The sequence below is a fragment of the Streptomyces sp. NPDC051569 genome (assembly GCF_044454085.1).
Classification (GTDB): Bacteria; Actinomycetota; Actinomycetes; order Streptomycetales; family Streptomycetaceae; genus Streptomyces.
Genome location: NZ_JBITDJ010000041.1, coordinates 1 through 12,977, shown reverse-complemented (window position 1 = coordinate 12,977; position 12,977 = coordinate 1). Strand labels below are relative to the sequence as shown.

At 70.7% G+C, this 12,977-nt stretch carries 12 protein-coding genes and 1 tRNA gene; 5 read left to right on the top strand and 8 right to left on the bottom strand.

What is annotated here, in order from left to right; translation table 11 throughout:
* Positions 1–147: 147 nt before the first annotated feature.
* Complete coding sequence (locus tag ACIBAE_RS29360; RefSeq protein ID WP_399291354.1) at positions 148–975, bottom strand: MerR family transcriptional regulator; 828 nt, start codon at positions 973–975, stop codon at positions 148–150.
* Between the two features lie 238 nt (positions 976–1,213).
* Positions 1,214–1,840 (bottom strand): 2'-5' RNA ligase family protein, encoded by a 627-nt coding sequence (locus ACIBAE_RS29355; protein ID WP_399291351.1) that lies wholly within the window; start codon positions 1,838–1,840, stop codon positions 1,214–1,216.
* Between the two features lie 118 nt (positions 1,841–1,958).
* Between ACIBAE_RS29355 and ACIBAE_RS29350 the strand changes: the two genes are divergently transcribed.
* Positions 1,959–2,213 (top strand): hypothetical protein, encoded by a 255-nt coding sequence (locus ACIBAE_RS29350; protein WP_399291348.1) that lies wholly within the window; start codon positions 1,959–1,961, stop codon positions 2,211–2,213.
* 483 nt (positions 2,214–2,696) lie between these two features.
* On the top strand, positions 2,697–3,086 hold the full coding sequence (locus ACIBAE_RS29345) for a hypothetical protein (RefSeq protein ID WP_399291345.1): 390 nt from the start codon (positions 2,697–2,699) through the stop codon (positions 3,084–3,086).
* Between the two features lie 142 nt (positions 3,087–3,228).
* Here ACIBAE_RS29345 and ACIBAE_RS29340 read toward each other — a convergent pair.
* The 3 genes from ACIBAE_RS29340 to ACIBAE_RS29330 all read right to left on the bottom strand — a co-directional run bounded on the left by ACIBAE_RS29340 (position 3,229) and on the right by ACIBAE_RS29330 (position 6,089).
* A tRNA-Arg gene (locus ACIBAE_RS29340) sits at positions 3,229–3,301 on the bottom strand.
* Positions 3,302–3,493: 192 nt separating this feature from the next.
* On the bottom strand, positions 3,494–4,672 hold the full coding sequence (locus ACIBAE_RS29335) for a damage-control phosphatase ARMT1 family protein (protein WP_399291343.1): 1,179 nt from the start codon (positions 4,670–4,672) through the stop codon (positions 3,494–3,496).
* A gap of 94 nt (positions 4,673–4,766) precedes the next feature.
* Positions 4,767–6,089 (bottom strand): M6 family metalloprotease domain-containing protein, encoded by a 1,323-nt coding sequence (locus ACIBAE_RS29330; protein WP_399291341.1) that lies wholly within the window; start codon positions 6,087–6,089, stop codon positions 4,767–4,769.
* Positions 6,090–6,470: 381 nt separating this feature from the next.
* Between ACIBAE_RS29330 and ACIBAE_RS29325 the strand changes: the two genes are divergently transcribed.
* Both ACIBAE_RS29325 and ACIBAE_RS29320 read left to right on the top strand, forming a co-directional pair.
* A complete protein-coding gene (locus ACIBAE_RS29325; RefSeq protein ID WP_399291357.1) occupies positions 6,471–7,124 on the top strand; it encodes a TetR/AcrR family transcriptional regulator in 654 nt (217 codons plus the stop codon).
* A 244-nt stretch (positions 7,125–7,368) separates the two neighbouring features.
* The gene (locus ACIBAE_RS29320; protein ID WP_399291338.1) at positions 7,369–8,922 is read left to right on the top strand and encodes an MFS transporter; all 1,554 of its coding nucleotides are present in this window, start codon (positions 7,369–7,371) and stop codon (positions 8,920–8,922) included.
* Between the two features lie 129 nt (positions 8,923–9,051).
* On the opposite strand, the gene ACIBAE_RS29315 is transcribed toward ACIBAE_RS29320, so the two are convergent.
* The gene (locus ACIBAE_RS29315; protein WP_399291335.1) at positions 9,052–9,576 is read right to left on the bottom strand and encodes a MarR family winged helix-turn-helix transcriptional regulator; all 525 of its coding nucleotides are present in this window, start codon (positions 9,574–9,576) and stop codon (positions 9,052–9,054) included.
* 335 nt (positions 9,577–9,911) lie between these two features.
* The gene (locus ACIBAE_RS29310) at positions 9,912–10,487 is read right to left on the bottom strand and encodes a GNAT family N-acetyltransferase (protein ID WP_399291332.1); all 576 of its coding nucleotides are present in this window, start codon (positions 10,485–10,487) and stop codon (positions 9,912–9,914) included.
* 152 nt (positions 10,488–10,639) lie between these two features.
* On the opposite strand from ACIBAE_RS29310, the gene ACIBAE_RS29305 reads away from it, so the two are divergent.
* Positions 10,640–11,635 carry an RNA polymerase sigma factor RpoD/SigA gene (locus ACIBAE_RS29305; RefSeq protein WP_399291329.1) on the top strand — a complete coding sequence of 332 codons (996 nt, stop codon included), beginning with the start codon at positions 10,640–10,642 and terminating at the stop codon, positions 11,633–11,635.
* Positions 11,636–11,899: 264 nt separating this feature from the next.
* Here ACIBAE_RS29305 and ACIBAE_RS29300 read toward each other — a convergent pair whose 3' ends face one another.
* On the bottom strand, positions 11,900–12,862 hold the full coding sequence (locus ACIBAE_RS29300; RefSeq protein ID WP_399291326.1) for a helix-turn-helix transcriptional regulator: 963 nt from the start codon (positions 12,860–12,862) through the stop codon (positions 11,900–11,902).
* Positions 12,863–12,977: the final 115 nt, after the last annotated feature.

Here is a 12,977-nt window from a genome sequence, read left to right as displayed (position 1 = left end):
GGGGGCGCCGCGGGGGGGGCGGGGGGGCCCCCCCCGCCCGGGGGGGGGGGGGGCGGGGGGCCCGGGGGGGGCGGGGGGGGGGGGGGGGGGGGGGGGGGGGGGGGGGCCCGCGGGGCCCCCCCCGCCCCCCGGCGGCGGGGTGGGCTGTCAGCCCACCGGGAACGCGACATCGCAGACCTTGTCCGTCGCCGTCGCCGTGTCCCAGTCGGCGAAATAGATCTCGCGGCACGGACCGGTGACCGTCAGGCCCTGCCCGGCGATCCACTCCTCGACCGCCTCGAAGGCCGAGAGGATCTGCGGGTGTGCCACCTGCGCCTTGGTGATGCGCGCGTACGCCAGCCGCCGCGCGGGCTCGACGCGCAGCACCGCCGTACGCCCGCCGCCCGCCGCGTACGCCCGCGCCGCCTCCACGTCCCCGACCGGCAGGCACGCCTCCGCCGGTCCGTCGCTGTCCGGGCTCACCTCCGCGTAGTACGCGACGAACGGAATGCCCGCGACGCCCCCGCACTCCCCCGCGGCCTCCGCCAGGCGGTCGAAGGCGGCCGGGATCCAGCGGGGCAGCTCGTCGGCGAGCAGATGCCTGCGCTCGGCCAGGACGGCCTGCTCGGGTACGTCCACGGTCCTGATCTCATACATGTGCGTTCTCCTGCCGGACAGCCGGTCACGGAGATGGCCGGCCACCGCGCTCTGCCGTGCGTGGCGTTCCTCGACGGTTTCCCAGTACGCCGCCACCTCGCCGGCGGCCTCGGGACCCGGCAGGACGACCACGTCGGCGATCCGGGCCAGCGGCATGTCCAGCTGCCGAAGCAGCGCGACGAGCCGGGCCCGCTCCACCTGATCCTGGCGATACCAGCGGTAACCGGTTGCGGCGTCGACCCGCGCGGGGGCCAGCAGACCGAGCCGGTCGTACAGCCGGAGAGCCTTGGGCGAGAGCCGCGACCGCGCGGCGAACTCGCCGATCGTGAGGAGTTCCACGAGGTCCCATCCTCCGTCATCGGACCGCTTTCGGCCCGATGACCGAACGGTGCGCTCTGCCCCAGGGACAAGGTCAAGCCGCCACCCCGGGAGCCCCTGCGCCCACGCGCGCGGACACACCGGACGGATCGATCCGCCCGGTCCGGACCCAGCCGAGCGGCCCGCGCGGTCAGCGGAGAGGCACGCGCGGCTCAGCCCAGCGGCACGTGCGGCTCAGCCCAAGTCCTACGCGCGCGGCTCAGCCGAGCGGCACGCGCGCGTAGGACTTCCACTCGTACATCCGGTTGTCCCGGTGCAGCACGAGCAACTCCGCGCAGGTGATCCGCGCGGTCGCCGGCGCCACCTGGGCCCGGGCCAGGGCCCGCCCGATGGCGGCGGCGGGCCGGTCGCCGGTGCTGTTGCCGAACGCCACGGACACATGCGGCGAGAACCCCTCGGGCCGCTCCGGCACCTCGGCGAGTACGTCTGCGATGGCCGACCGGATCGCGTCACGGACGGCCCGTACCGGCTCATCGGGCGCCACGGGCGCGTGGATCCCCTCCGGGGCGACGACCGGACCGGTGAGCGTGAGCTCGAACGCCGGCAGCCCGGCCAGCCAGACATGCGCCGCCGCGACCACGGCATCGACGTCCGCCCGCTCCACCTCGCCCACGAACCCGATGCCCTGCAGCGTCAGATGCAGCCACCGGTCAGGTACGGCGTCCAGCCCGCCGACCCCGGCCAGCGCCGACCGGCACTCCTGGGCGAACCGCTGGACGTCCTGCTGCCCCCCGAAGGTGAGGTGCCAGGTGTAGAAGCGCCTGCCCGCCCGCCAACCGGGCCGCCACCACCAGTGGTTACGCATGTACTCAGGACGAGTGGTCATGACACGTAATCCAATCAGCCGGCCGGGCCCGTACCAGCCCTTGACGAGCCAACAAACCCACCTGTCCGGCCACCCCACGCGCACCGGAGGCCGCCCGCCACGGCGATAGCCTCCGCCCATGAGCACGAGCCGGCGTATCTGGCCTCCGGAAGTCGAACCCCTCCCCGCCCTCATGCCCGCCGACGGCCCGCAGATCACCGCGTCGGAGTGCCGGGGCTGCGGCTCCCGCATCGCGGGGCTGGACGGCCGGTACGCGTGCGGGGTGTGCGGCTGGTCGAACCACTGGAGCGAAGGCCACCGCGAACTCCCCACGGCAGCCGACGACCCCACAACCGAGAACCACCTGGCACGCCCGGAGCCGGACCACGGGTAGCCCGCGCGGCCGGGGCCGAGGCCGGGACCGGGGGCGGGACCGGGGGCGGGCCGCTGATGGCCAGGCATCAGCGGCCCGCGTGGGCGCGTCCCGGTCGAGGCCCACCGTGAAGGAACCATCCCCCGCTCCCTGGCGTCATGGGTGATGTCAAGAGGGGGCTGACTTGCAGGGTGATCCACCGTTCTGGGCCCCGATCGCGATCGCGGTGGTAGTGACCGCGGTTGTGGGCGGCGTCCTCCTCCTTGTGATCACCGTCGCCGTTCTGACCACGAGCCAGCTGCGTCGGAAGTGGCGGCGCCGGGAGGACTGATCGCGAGGGGGCCGACTCCCGGTAGTTTTCCGGGCTCAGGCATCCTGCGGCGGTGTCCCGAGGCAGGGAAGAAGTATGCCGCGTCGAAATGTCCCCCGGTTCGCATCCAACCTTGCAGGAGTACGCCCGCGAACGGAAAGCGCCGCCGACTGCTGCTGGCCGCCCTCGGCCCCATGCTCGAACCCGGAGAGCAGGTCGAGGTGACGACCATCGTGAACCTGAGCTCGGTCTCCGTGCGCCGGACCGCGGCGTTCGCGGCAGCCTCGGCGATGATGAGCGGTGGTGGAATGGCCGTGATCCCGGTGCCGACCCCCATGTATCTGGCGATGACCGACCGTCGCATCTTCGTTTTCCGTGCGAACCCGACGTTCGCCCGGCCGGAGGAGCACCTGATGACGATTCCGCGTGCCGGTCTCGTTCGCTCGCAGGTCAAAGAGCGCCTGCTCAACTCGTCCTTCGTCATTTCCGCGCCGGACGATGAGCAGGGCGTGAAGATCACCTTCCCGCTGGCCGGCCGCAAGGACCGGAACGCGATAGCGGCCGTCCTGCCCCTGGCAGGCTGACTCCCCGCACGCGGGCAGAAGACGGGTGGCTGCCATGACGGGGTGCGCGGAGCGATCAGCCGCCGCCGGCCTGATGCGTGACGCAAACGCAGGGACCCTTCCGCCCACTGTGCGGAAGGGTCCCTGACCTGCTGCTTCTCTGTGCCCCCGGCAGGATTCGAACCTGCGACACCCGCTTTAGGAGAGCGGTGCTCTATCCCCTGAGCTACGAAGGCACTGGTGCCGCCCGTGAGGGCCGCGCCACGGCAGACAGTGTAGCGGGTGACACCCGGGCGTTACCCGAGGCTGCGGGGGCGGGGCCGGGCCGGGGGAGTGGGGCTCGACTCGGGCCGGTGGTGGGCCGGGGGAGTGGGGGCGCTGCCGGGGACGGGTTCGGGGTGATGATCCAGGTGCCGTTCGGCGGCCGGTCAGGCGCGGGTCTGGATCAGGGCGTGGGTGCCGCTTGTCCGCCACGGTCGGCCGGTCTGTTCCAGCGCTCCCAGCGTGTGTTCGTCGAGGCCCACGATCACGTCGGATTTCAGGGTGCGCAGGGCCGCCACCGGGCTGGGGAAGTAGCCGGTGCGGTCGGCGAACGACATGGTGGGCGGCCAGAGTCGGTCGTCGACCAGGCGGCGGTAGTTCAGGTCGCCCTTGATGATCGTCACGGTGGCGCCCGCGAGGTCTCGCCGCAGGTCGTCGGGCATCGCGCCGAAGGGCAGCGGCGCGCAGAAGAAGGCATGGGCGCGCACCGCGAGGCGACCCGTCGCCATCGCGGACCAGAGGCGCTCGCCTGCCTCGGCGGCGTATCCGGCGACGGGGGCCCGGCGGAGGCGGTGGAGGCTGTCGATGACGTCCGTCATGGTCGCGTCGGAGACGTAGTACGGGTAGGGCTTGACGTGCAGGACGGCCTGCCCCGCGCGTCCGGTGCGCAGGAGGTGGTCGAGGAGGACGAGGTCGGGGATGAGTTCCCGGCCGGCGTTGTCCGCGACCAGGTGGACCGTGGCCGCCGCCCCGGAGGGCAGCAGCGACCACAGCGAGGCGCTCTCGTCCGCGACGAGTGGTGGATCCGCGCTGTCGGTGTGCCCGGTCCCGGCGGAGATGCGGAAGCCGAGGTCGGCACGGTTGCCCCAGAGCGAGCCGTGCAGAAGGGCTTGCTCCTGCTCGGCGGCGGGCCGGCCGGGAACCGCGTCGAGGGCCCCGAGCTCCTTGTCGACCGCCGTACCGCGCAACTCGGCCCGCTTGAAGGGTGCGAAGGGGTCGATGCCGCGCCATGGGCCGGGCGCGAAGTAGCCGGTGGCGTCGAGGAGTTTGCGGTAGAAGTAGCTCTCGGCCCACAGGAACGGCACGTCGAACCAGGACCGGCCGAAGCAGCCCCGGTCCCAGATCTCCCACTGGGCCAGGTCGTGGGCGTCCGGGGCGAGCCGTTCGACGACCCCGTCGCCGATCTCCTGGAGGAGGGCGTCGAGTGCCTGGCGGCGCGGGGGAGTGAAGGGGAAGGCGTCGCGCACCTGCTGGATGAGGGCCGGGTGGCGGTCGGCCAGGACACTCCGGGGGAAGGAGCCGGGCTCGTTGCTCACGATCACGGGTGCGCCGTCTGTTCCGGCCATCGCCTTCATGTCCCCTCGGTTGTCCGGTCGTTCGGCTGCCGCGCACGAGTCTGCCAGGGGCGGCGACAGGCGCCAGCGCCGGCGGCCGCCGGGGTCAGGACCTCGTCACCCGCACCTTGAACTTCTCGCCGGGCTCCTCCGAGATCACCGCGATCTTGATGCCGTGCTCCTCGTCCTTGAACGACTGCCCCGGCCGGTACGGCGCGTCCGACAGCTCCGCGTGCACGTTCGGCCGCCGCGTGCACCCGCCGCTGTTCTTCGCGCTGTCCTCGACCGTGACCGGGCCGCGCCCCGTGTCGACCCCGGAGTCCACGCGGTAGATCAGTACGCCGGGCTCGCAGATCGCGTCGTCGTTGCCCGCCCGCGTCCGCACCTCCACCGCGTACCCCGACTCCTTGGAGATCGGTACGAAGGTCATCTTCGGGCCGCCCCGGGTCTCCAGCGGTTCCAGCAGGTGATCGCTGGTGCCCGCCGTGGCCGCGCAGCTGATCTGGTCGTCGTCGAGCCAGCCGAGCTTCCACTTGTGCCAGCCCAGCAGGTCGTTGTTGGCCCCCCAGTCCTCCGACATGATGTCCCAGTGCCCGACCGAGCCGCCGCCGTCCATGGTGTAGAGGTCGGGAAGGCCGAAGACATGGCCGTTCTCGTGCGGCAGGACCCGGTAGCCGGTCTCGGCGTACGACCCCGAGCCGTCATCCTGGCGGCTGTAGACGAAGGACGTGTTCGAGAGCGGTACGCCGTCCGCCTGCGGGGCGTCCTGATTGCCGGAGAACGTCACGGACAGGACGGTGTCCAGTGCGGACGGCCCGGCATTGGGGGTGACCAGGATGTTGATCAGGTCGTACGTGCTGAAGTCGACGTCCGGGTCGGCGACGGCGATCACGTCCTCGACGAGTCGCCGGTAGCCCGGCTCGTAGGGCGACCCGCGCTCGATCCCGTACGCGGCGAACGGCATGGGCATCCGCAGCCACTCGGTCAGCGGAGCCTCGGGGAGGTAGTCGAGCCGGCCGTACGAGCTGGTCCTGAACCACTCCGACGTCTTGGGGAAGAACTCGGCAAGCCGGCCGAGCGCCTTTCCCGGCCCGGGGGAGTCCGGGAAGTCGATCATCAGATTGAGGGCGCGGACCTTGCCGGTGGACGGCGAGTAGCCGGGCGAGGTGGGCACTCCCTCCGACATCTGTACGGCGGAGGGGGAGGCGATGCGGCACGGGACGAGCGAGGTGGCGTCGCGAGCGGCCACGGGTCCGGCGGAGGCACGGGTGGGGGCGTGAAGGGCCGTGCTCGCCGAGGTCAGGGCCGCGATGGTGAGCGCCGCGAGGCCGGCGAACGCCCCGAGCCGCCGGGACCCACCGGCCCCTCTCCTCCCCCTTGTACCTCCGGCTTTTCCACCGGCTCTGCGTATCCGACGCGTCTGCTGCATGCGGTCGCCTTCGGGTCCGCGGCAGTCGGCCGTCCCTGACTGCTCTCGTTCGATCACCCTCCGTCGGTCGGCGTGTCGGCGCTCGCTGGGTGCGCCGATCGTGGGTTCTTCCCGCCGACAGGAATATGTGAGCCAGGTCACGTCAATGCGCGAAATAACCGGGGAGCGCTTCCCCGTTTGCATCTGTGTCCCAGTAAGCGGGGACAGCGTCCCCGCTTATCCAGGCTCATCCAGGCCGCTTCCCGCGCGCTTCGACTGCTTCGACCACTGCGACGCACAACGACGTACTTCGAACTGCTTCGACGTCCGTCGACCGACTCCGACCGACTCGTACCGACTTCGACTGACTTCGACCTGATGGGGGAAGGGCCCGACGTGACGATCGCCGCCGAATCCGAAGCGCGCCGCGTCACCCGGCCGCGCGCGGACGCTCTGCGCAACCGGGAGCGGATCGTGGCGGCGGCCCGTGAGATGTTCGTCGAGTACGGGCCCGAGGCCCCGCTCGACGAGATCGCCCGTCGCGCCGGCATCGGCAACGCCACGCTGTACCGGCACTTCGCCGACCGGAACGCCCTCATCCATGACGTCGTGGTCTCCGTGATGGCCCGCATCTCCGACCAGGCGGAGCAGGCCGCCGCCGAGGAGCCCGATCCGTTCGCCGCGCTCCGCCGCTTCGTGCACGCGGCGGCCGACGAGCGGGCCGGAGCGCTCTGTCCCATACTCTCCAGCGGCTTCGACGACGACCGGGGGCGTCCCGTCCTCGACGCCGAGCGCGCGCGGCTCAAGGGCGCCGTCGAAGGGCTGATGCGGCGGGCCTGGGAGTCCGGGCAGCTGCGTACCGACGTGGGCGTCGGCGATCTGATGGTCGCGCTGTCCCAACTGTCCCGCCCGTTGCCCGGCTCCGGATGTCTTAATATGGACCAATTCGCCCGTCGGCATCTTCAGCTGTTCCTGGACGGCCTGGAGACTCCGGCCCGCTCCGAGCTGGCCGGTTCGGCCGCCACCCTGGAGGATCTGCGCCGCGCCACTCCGTGAGGCGCCCCCTGAATCGTCTGTTCGTCACGCCATCACGCCCACGTGCCACTGCGCCATCACGCCGGTGCGCGTCGTCACGCCGTCGCGTCAACGCGTCATTGCTCCGTACCGCTCCGTACCGCTCCGTACCGCTCCGTCACTCCACACCTCGTGACCCGAGTGACTCCATGACCCCGTAAGTCACGCAGCGTCGCCTGTACTTACGTCCGTTTTCGCCTTTCCGCATCCTTAGGTGGATACCTCCATGCCTAAAACAGCCGAACCGCGGCTCCCTGACCTGAGCGACTCGCTCCCCGACCCCTCCCGCTGGAAAGCGCTGGTGTTCATCGCACTGGCCCAGCTGATGGTTGTGCTGGACGCGACGATCGTGAACATCGCGCTGCCTTCCGCCCAGCAGGACCTGGGGATATCCGACGGCAACAAGCAGTGGGTCATCACCGCCTACGCGCTCGCCTTCGGCGGCCTGCTGCTCTTCGGTGGCCGTATCGCCGACCTCTGGGGCCGCAAGCGCACCTTCACCATCGGTCTGCTGGGCTTCGCCGCCGCGTCGGCCATCGGTGGCGGCGCCACCAGCGAGGCGATGCTGCTCGGCTCCCGTGCCCTCCAGGGCGCCTTCGGCGCGCTGCTCGCGCCTGCCGCGCTGTCGCTGCTCGCGGTCACGTTCACCGACGCCAAGGAGCGGGCGAAGGCCTTCGGTATCTTCGGCGCGATCGCGGGTGGCGGTGGCGCCGTCGGTCTGATCCTCGGTGGATTCCTCACCGAGTACCTGGACTGGCGCTGGACGTTCTTCGTCAACATCCCGTTCGCCATCGTGGCCGCGGCGGGCGCGTACTTCGTGATCCGCGAGCCGGCGGGCGGCCGCAACCGCTCCGCGCTCGACATCCCCGGCGTCGTGCTCTCCACGCTGGGCCTGGTCTCGCTGGTCTACGCCTTCACCCGCGCCGAGTCGGCCGGCTGGTCCGACGGGTCGACCATCTCCCTGTTCGTCGCCGCCGCCGTCCTGCTGCTGGCCTTCGTCCTGGTCGAGTCCAAGGTCAAGTCCCCGCTGCTGCCGCTGCGCGTGATCGCGAACCGGAACCGCGGCGGTGTCTACGCCTCTCTGGGCCTCGCCATCATCGCGATGTTCGGCCTGTTCCTCTTCCTCACCTATTACCTCCAGGTCGTGGAGGGCTACTCGCCGGTCAAGACCGGTTTCGCCTTCCTGCCGATGATCGCGGGCATGATCACGGGCTCGACGCAGATCGGCGCGCGGCTGATGACGCGCGTACCGGCGCGGCTCCTGATGGGGCCCGGCTTCCTGGTCGCCGCCGTCGGCATGCTGCTGCTGACGCAGCTGGAGATCGGCTCTTCGTACGCGAGTCTGATCCTGCCGGCGCAGCTGCTGCTGGGCCTCGGTATGGGTACGGCGTTCATGCCGGCGATGTCGCTCGCCACGTACGGCATCGAGCCGCGTGACGCGGGCGTCGCCTCGGCGATGGTGAACACCTCCCAGCAGGTGGGCGGCGCGATCGGTACGGCGCTGCTCAACACGATCGCGGCCTCGGCCACGACGGCGTACGTCGCCTCGCACGCGGCGACCGCCGGCAGCCCCGAGCTGCTCAAGACGCAGGCTCTGGTGGCGGGCTTCTCCAGCGCCATCTGGTGGGCGGTCGGCATTCTGGTCATCGCGGCCGCGATCGCCGTCACCATGATCAACGCCGGGCGTCCGGGCGCCTCGTCCGTCCTCTCGGGCGGTACGGGCGGCGCGGGCGCGGAAGGCGCCGAGGGTGACGCCGTTGTCCCGGTGGTGATGCACTGACGCTCGCTGAGCCGGCGCGGGCCGGGTGGGTCGCGGATCGCAGGCGTCGCGTACGGCGCGCGATCAGCTCCACCCACGGCCCACGGCCCTGAGGAGTGATGTACGGATCTGCCCTGGTGCCGCCGTTGTTCAGCGGCGCCAGGGCAGATCCGCGTCCGTACCCTCCGGCTGCAGCCCCACGGCCAGCAGCCGCATGATCTCGCCGAGCTGGCCCACCTGCTCCGCGCTGAGCCGGTCGAAGAGCACCTGGCGGACGGCGGTGACATGGCCGGGTGCCGCCTGTCTCAGCACCTCACCGCCCAGGTCGGTCAGGAACGCGTTCTGGCCGCGCTTGTCGGAAGGGCAGTCCTCGCGCTGCACCCAGCCGTGCTTCTCCAGCCGCGCTATCGCGTGCGAGAGCCGAGAGCGGGTGATCTTGGCGTCCATGGCCAGCCGCGTCATGCGCATGCGACGCCGTGGGGCCCGCGCGAGATGCACGAGCAGGGCGTAGTAGATGTGCGGCATCCCGGAGTCGCGCTGGAGCTGCCGGTCGAGATGGTCCTCCAGCAGCGTGGTCGCCTGGACGTATGCCTGCCAGGTGCGCTGCTCGTCCTCGTTGAGCCAGCGCGGTTCCCCGCCCGTACCGGCGTCGCTGCCGGTGGATGCCGTGGTCATGTGGTCACTGTACCCATCCTTTAAAGTTCAACTAAATCCGGTCGGGTGGTACGGGGCGGGATGGTACGGGGCAGGGTGGTACGGGGCGGGGTGGCTCCATGCCCACGCGCGACCGGCGGAAACCGCTGAAGATGGGGTGCGGGCCCGCCCCGCCGGGGATGTCGACCCGCTGCTCGGCGTCGGGCGGCGTCGGTGCGGCGTCAGGCGCAGGATGCGGCGGGACTCCTGGCATGCCCGCGCACCGATCATTTCCCGCCGTTTCGCGGCGCCCGGCGCTTCCGCCTCCGGCGCCCGGCGCTTCCGCCTCCGGCGGGCGTCGCCCTCCCCCCGGCCCCCTACTCCCTGGACCGCCGCTCCCCAGACTCCCCAGGTTCCCCACGCTCCCCAGGCTCCCCGAGGTGCTTCTCGTACCAGGCCACATCCCAGTACCGGCCGAACTTCCTGCCGACCTCCTCATGCGTACCGGCGGGCCGGAAGCCGAAACGCGCGTGCAGCCGGGCCGAGGCCTCGTTCGGCTGGGTGATGCCCGCGTAGGCGCGGTGCAGGTCCTCGCCCTTCAAGGCGTCGAAGAGCGCCGAGTAGAGCAGGGTGCCTATCCCACGGCCACCCGCGTCCGGCGCGCAGTAGACGCTGACCTCGACGGACGTCGCGTACGCGGCCTTGGGCCGGAAGGCGCTGCTGGTCGCGTACCCGAGAATGCGGGCGGACGGGACGTCCTCGGCAACCAGAAGCCGGTGAGGCCCGTCTTCAGGGTGGGACCGCAGCCACGGCAGCCGTTCTTCAGGGGTGAAGGCAACGGTGTCAAATGTGATGGCCGTCTCATGAATGTAGTGGTTGTAGATCTCCGTGAGGGCGTCCAAATCGCTCTCACATCCCGCCCTGACCTGCACTTCGGTCCCTCTCTGTGGCATATGTCCTCCCCCATCGGCCGAACAGGGTACTGCATGATCACAAGAATCCAGGCAGGTAGGGGAATTCTGTCCGGATTCCAGTCGTTGTTTCCTTCGGATGCAGGGCACCCGGAAGGGTGTCGCGACCTACTCAGCCCAGCAAGGGAGCTCGCATGGCAACCCGTGCCGTCGCCCGTCGTACCACCACTGGTGGGACGAAAGCGGCAAGCAGTGCTCGCGCTGTAGGCGGGGAGATCGCCGACCGCGACCTGGTCGGCATGTACCTCGACGAGATCGCGCGTACGCCGCTGCTCGACGCCGCAAAGGAAGTCGAGCTGTCCCAGACCATCGAGGCCGGAGTCTTCGCCCGGCAGATCCTCGACAAAGCGGTCGAGAGCGAGGCGGGGGGCGCCTCGCGCGAGGAGCTCGACGCGCTGATAGCCGAGGGTGAGCGCGCGAAGGATGTCTTCATCCGCTCCAATCTCCGTCTGGTGGTCGCCGTAGCGCGCCGTTACCCCCGCAGTGGTCTCCCCCTGCTGGACCTGATCCAGGAGGGCAACGCCGGCCTGGTGCGTGCCGTGGAGAAGTTCGACTACGCCAAGGGCTTCAAGTTCTCGACGTACGCGACCTGGTGGATTCGCCAGGCCATCACCCGGTCCATAGCCGACCAGTCCCGCACGATCCGGCTGCCCGTCCACCTGGTGGAGGAGCTCGGCAGGATCCGTCGCGTGCAGCGCGAGTTCAACCGGGAGAACGGCCGGGATCCGGAACCCGCCGAGGTCGCGGCCGAGCTCGGTTCGAACGCGTCGCGGGTGATCGACGTACTGGACTGGGCACGTGACCCGGTCAGCCTGAACATGTCGGTGGACGACGACGGGGACACCCAGTTCGGCGACCTGCTGGAGGACACGTCCGCGATCTCGCCCGAGCAGTCCGTGATGACGCTGCTGCGGAGCGAGGAGCTTGAGGACCTGATAGGCAAGCTCGACGAGCGCACGGCCTCGATCATCAAGATGCGGTACGGCATCGAAGACGGCCGGGAACGTACGCTGACCGAGGTGGGCAAGGAACACGGCCTGACGCGCGAGCGGATCCGGCAGATCGAGAAGCACGCGCTGATGGAGCTGAAGAAAATGGCTCGTGACACAGGATTCGACGCGGCGGCGTGACGTAGCCATCTTGTAGCCGTAGTGTCCACCTTGCTCGTACTGTCTCTCTGAGCGGTACAGCGATACGGCCGATTCATCGGCCCCTTAGACGAGCCCCGGCACCAACCCCCCCCAGGTGCCGGGGCTCTCCTATGCCGCTGCGCTGCCGCCGCCGCTCGCTGGACCCCTGTTTTGCGCGCGGGCGCCGCTGACACTCGCGACACCTGTCCTGTGCGCGGGCGCCGCTGACACTCGGGCTGACACCCAGTGGGACACCTCTGACGCTCAGCCGGACGCCGCCCGTGTCAGCTTCGCCCCCAGCTCGCGCAGATAGTCCGTCAGCTGCGCCGGTGCGTGCGCGGTGAATTCGCAGTCCACCAGCGCCAGCCGCAGTGCCAGCCACTCCAGCGAATCGCTCGCCGTGCCACGCAGCCGGCAGGAGACGGGACCCGTCGCCTCCGGTACGCCGAGGGAGGCGGGCAGCCGGGCCGCCACGAACTCGACGGGCGCCGCGAAGCTCACATCCACCTCCATCCGCGGCTGGGCCCGGGATATGGACCGGGCCAGGAACTGCGCCGCGTCCCCGCTCGGCAGCTCCCGGAGGCTGAAGCGCGCGCCGGTCGGGAAGGGCTCGGTCACCCGGTCGACGCGGAACGTACGCCAGTCCTCGCGCCCCAGGTCGTACGCCACCAGATACCAGCGCCTGCCGGTGGAGACCAGACGGTACGGCTCGACCTGCCGCTTCGACTCCGTACCGTCGCCGGACCGGTAGCCGAAGCGCAGCTGCTCCGTGCCGGTGACGGCGGCGGCCATCACCGTCAGCGTGCGCGGATCGACGGTCGCGCCGTCACCCCGGGTCAGGGGGATCGTCGCGGCCTGAAGGGTGGAGACGCGATGCCGCAGCCGGGACGGCAGTACCTGCTTCAGCTTGGCCAGCGCGCGCACGGAGGCCTCGTCGACGCCCTCGATGGCGTGGCCCGCCCCGGCCCGCAGTCCGACGGCGATGGCGACGGCTTCCTCGTCGTCCAGGAGCAGGGGCGGCATGGCCGTACCCGCGACCAGGCGGTAGCCGCCGATCGCACCCCTGGTGGCCTCGACGGGATAGCCCAGGTCGCGCAGCCGCTCGATGTCGCGGCGGATGGTGCGCGGGCTGACGTCGAGGCGCTCGGCCAGCTCGCTCCCCGGCCACTCGCGCGGGGTCTGGAGGAGGGAGAGCAGACTCAGGAGCCGTACCGGGGTATCGGTCATGTGTCCATGGTGCGCGCCATCTAGGGCCTGTGTGAGGTCGTGATCAATATCTGCGTTCCGCTGCCGTGCCGGGACGGATCACGGTAGAACGCCGGTGTGACGCGCCGACAGCTCA

Excerpts from the sequence above, each read along its gene's own strand:
- ACIBAE_RS29355 (WP_399291351.1), bottom strand. The coding sequence starts at position 1,840 with ATGACCACTCGTCCTGAGTACATGCGTAACCACTGGTGGTGGCGGCCC.
- ACIBAE_RS29350 (WP_399291348.1), top strand. The coding sequence starts at position 1,959 with ATGAGCACGAGCCGGCGTATCTGGCCTCCGGAAGTCGAACCCCTCCCC.
- ACIBAE_RS29345 (WP_399291345.1), top strand. The coding sequence starts at position 2,697 with ATGCTCGAACCCGGAGAGCAGGTCGAGGTGACGACCATCGTGAACCTG.
- ACIBAE_RS29335 (WP_399291343.1), bottom strand. The coding sequence starts at position 4,672 with ATGGCCGGAACAGACGGCGCACCCGTGATCGTGAGCAACGAGCCCGGC.
- ACIBAE_RS29330 (WP_399291341.1), bottom strand. The coding sequence starts at position 6,089 with ATGCAGCAGACGCGTCGGATACGCAGAGCCGGTGGAAAAGCCGGAGGT.
- ACIBAE_RS29320 (WP_399291338.1), top strand. The coding sequence starts at position 7,369 with ATGCCTAAAACAGCCGAACCGCGGCTCCCTGACCTGAGCGACTCGCTC.
- ACIBAE_RS29315 (WP_399291335.1), bottom strand. The coding sequence starts at position 9,576 with ATGACCACGGCATCCACCGGCAGCGACGCCGGTACGGGCGGGGAACCG.
- ACIBAE_RS29310 (WP_399291332.1), bottom strand. The coding sequence starts at position 10,487 with ATGCCACAGAGAGGGACCGAAGTGCAGGTCAGGGCGGGATGTGAGAGC.
- ACIBAE_RS29305 (WP_399291329.1), top strand. The coding sequence starts at position 10,640 with ATGGCAACCCGTGCCGTCGCCCGTCGTACCACCACTGGTGGGACGAAA.
- ACIBAE_RS29300 (WP_399291326.1), bottom strand. The coding sequence starts at position 12,862 with ATGACCGATACCCCGGTACGGCTCCTGAGTCTGCTCTCCCTCCTCCAG.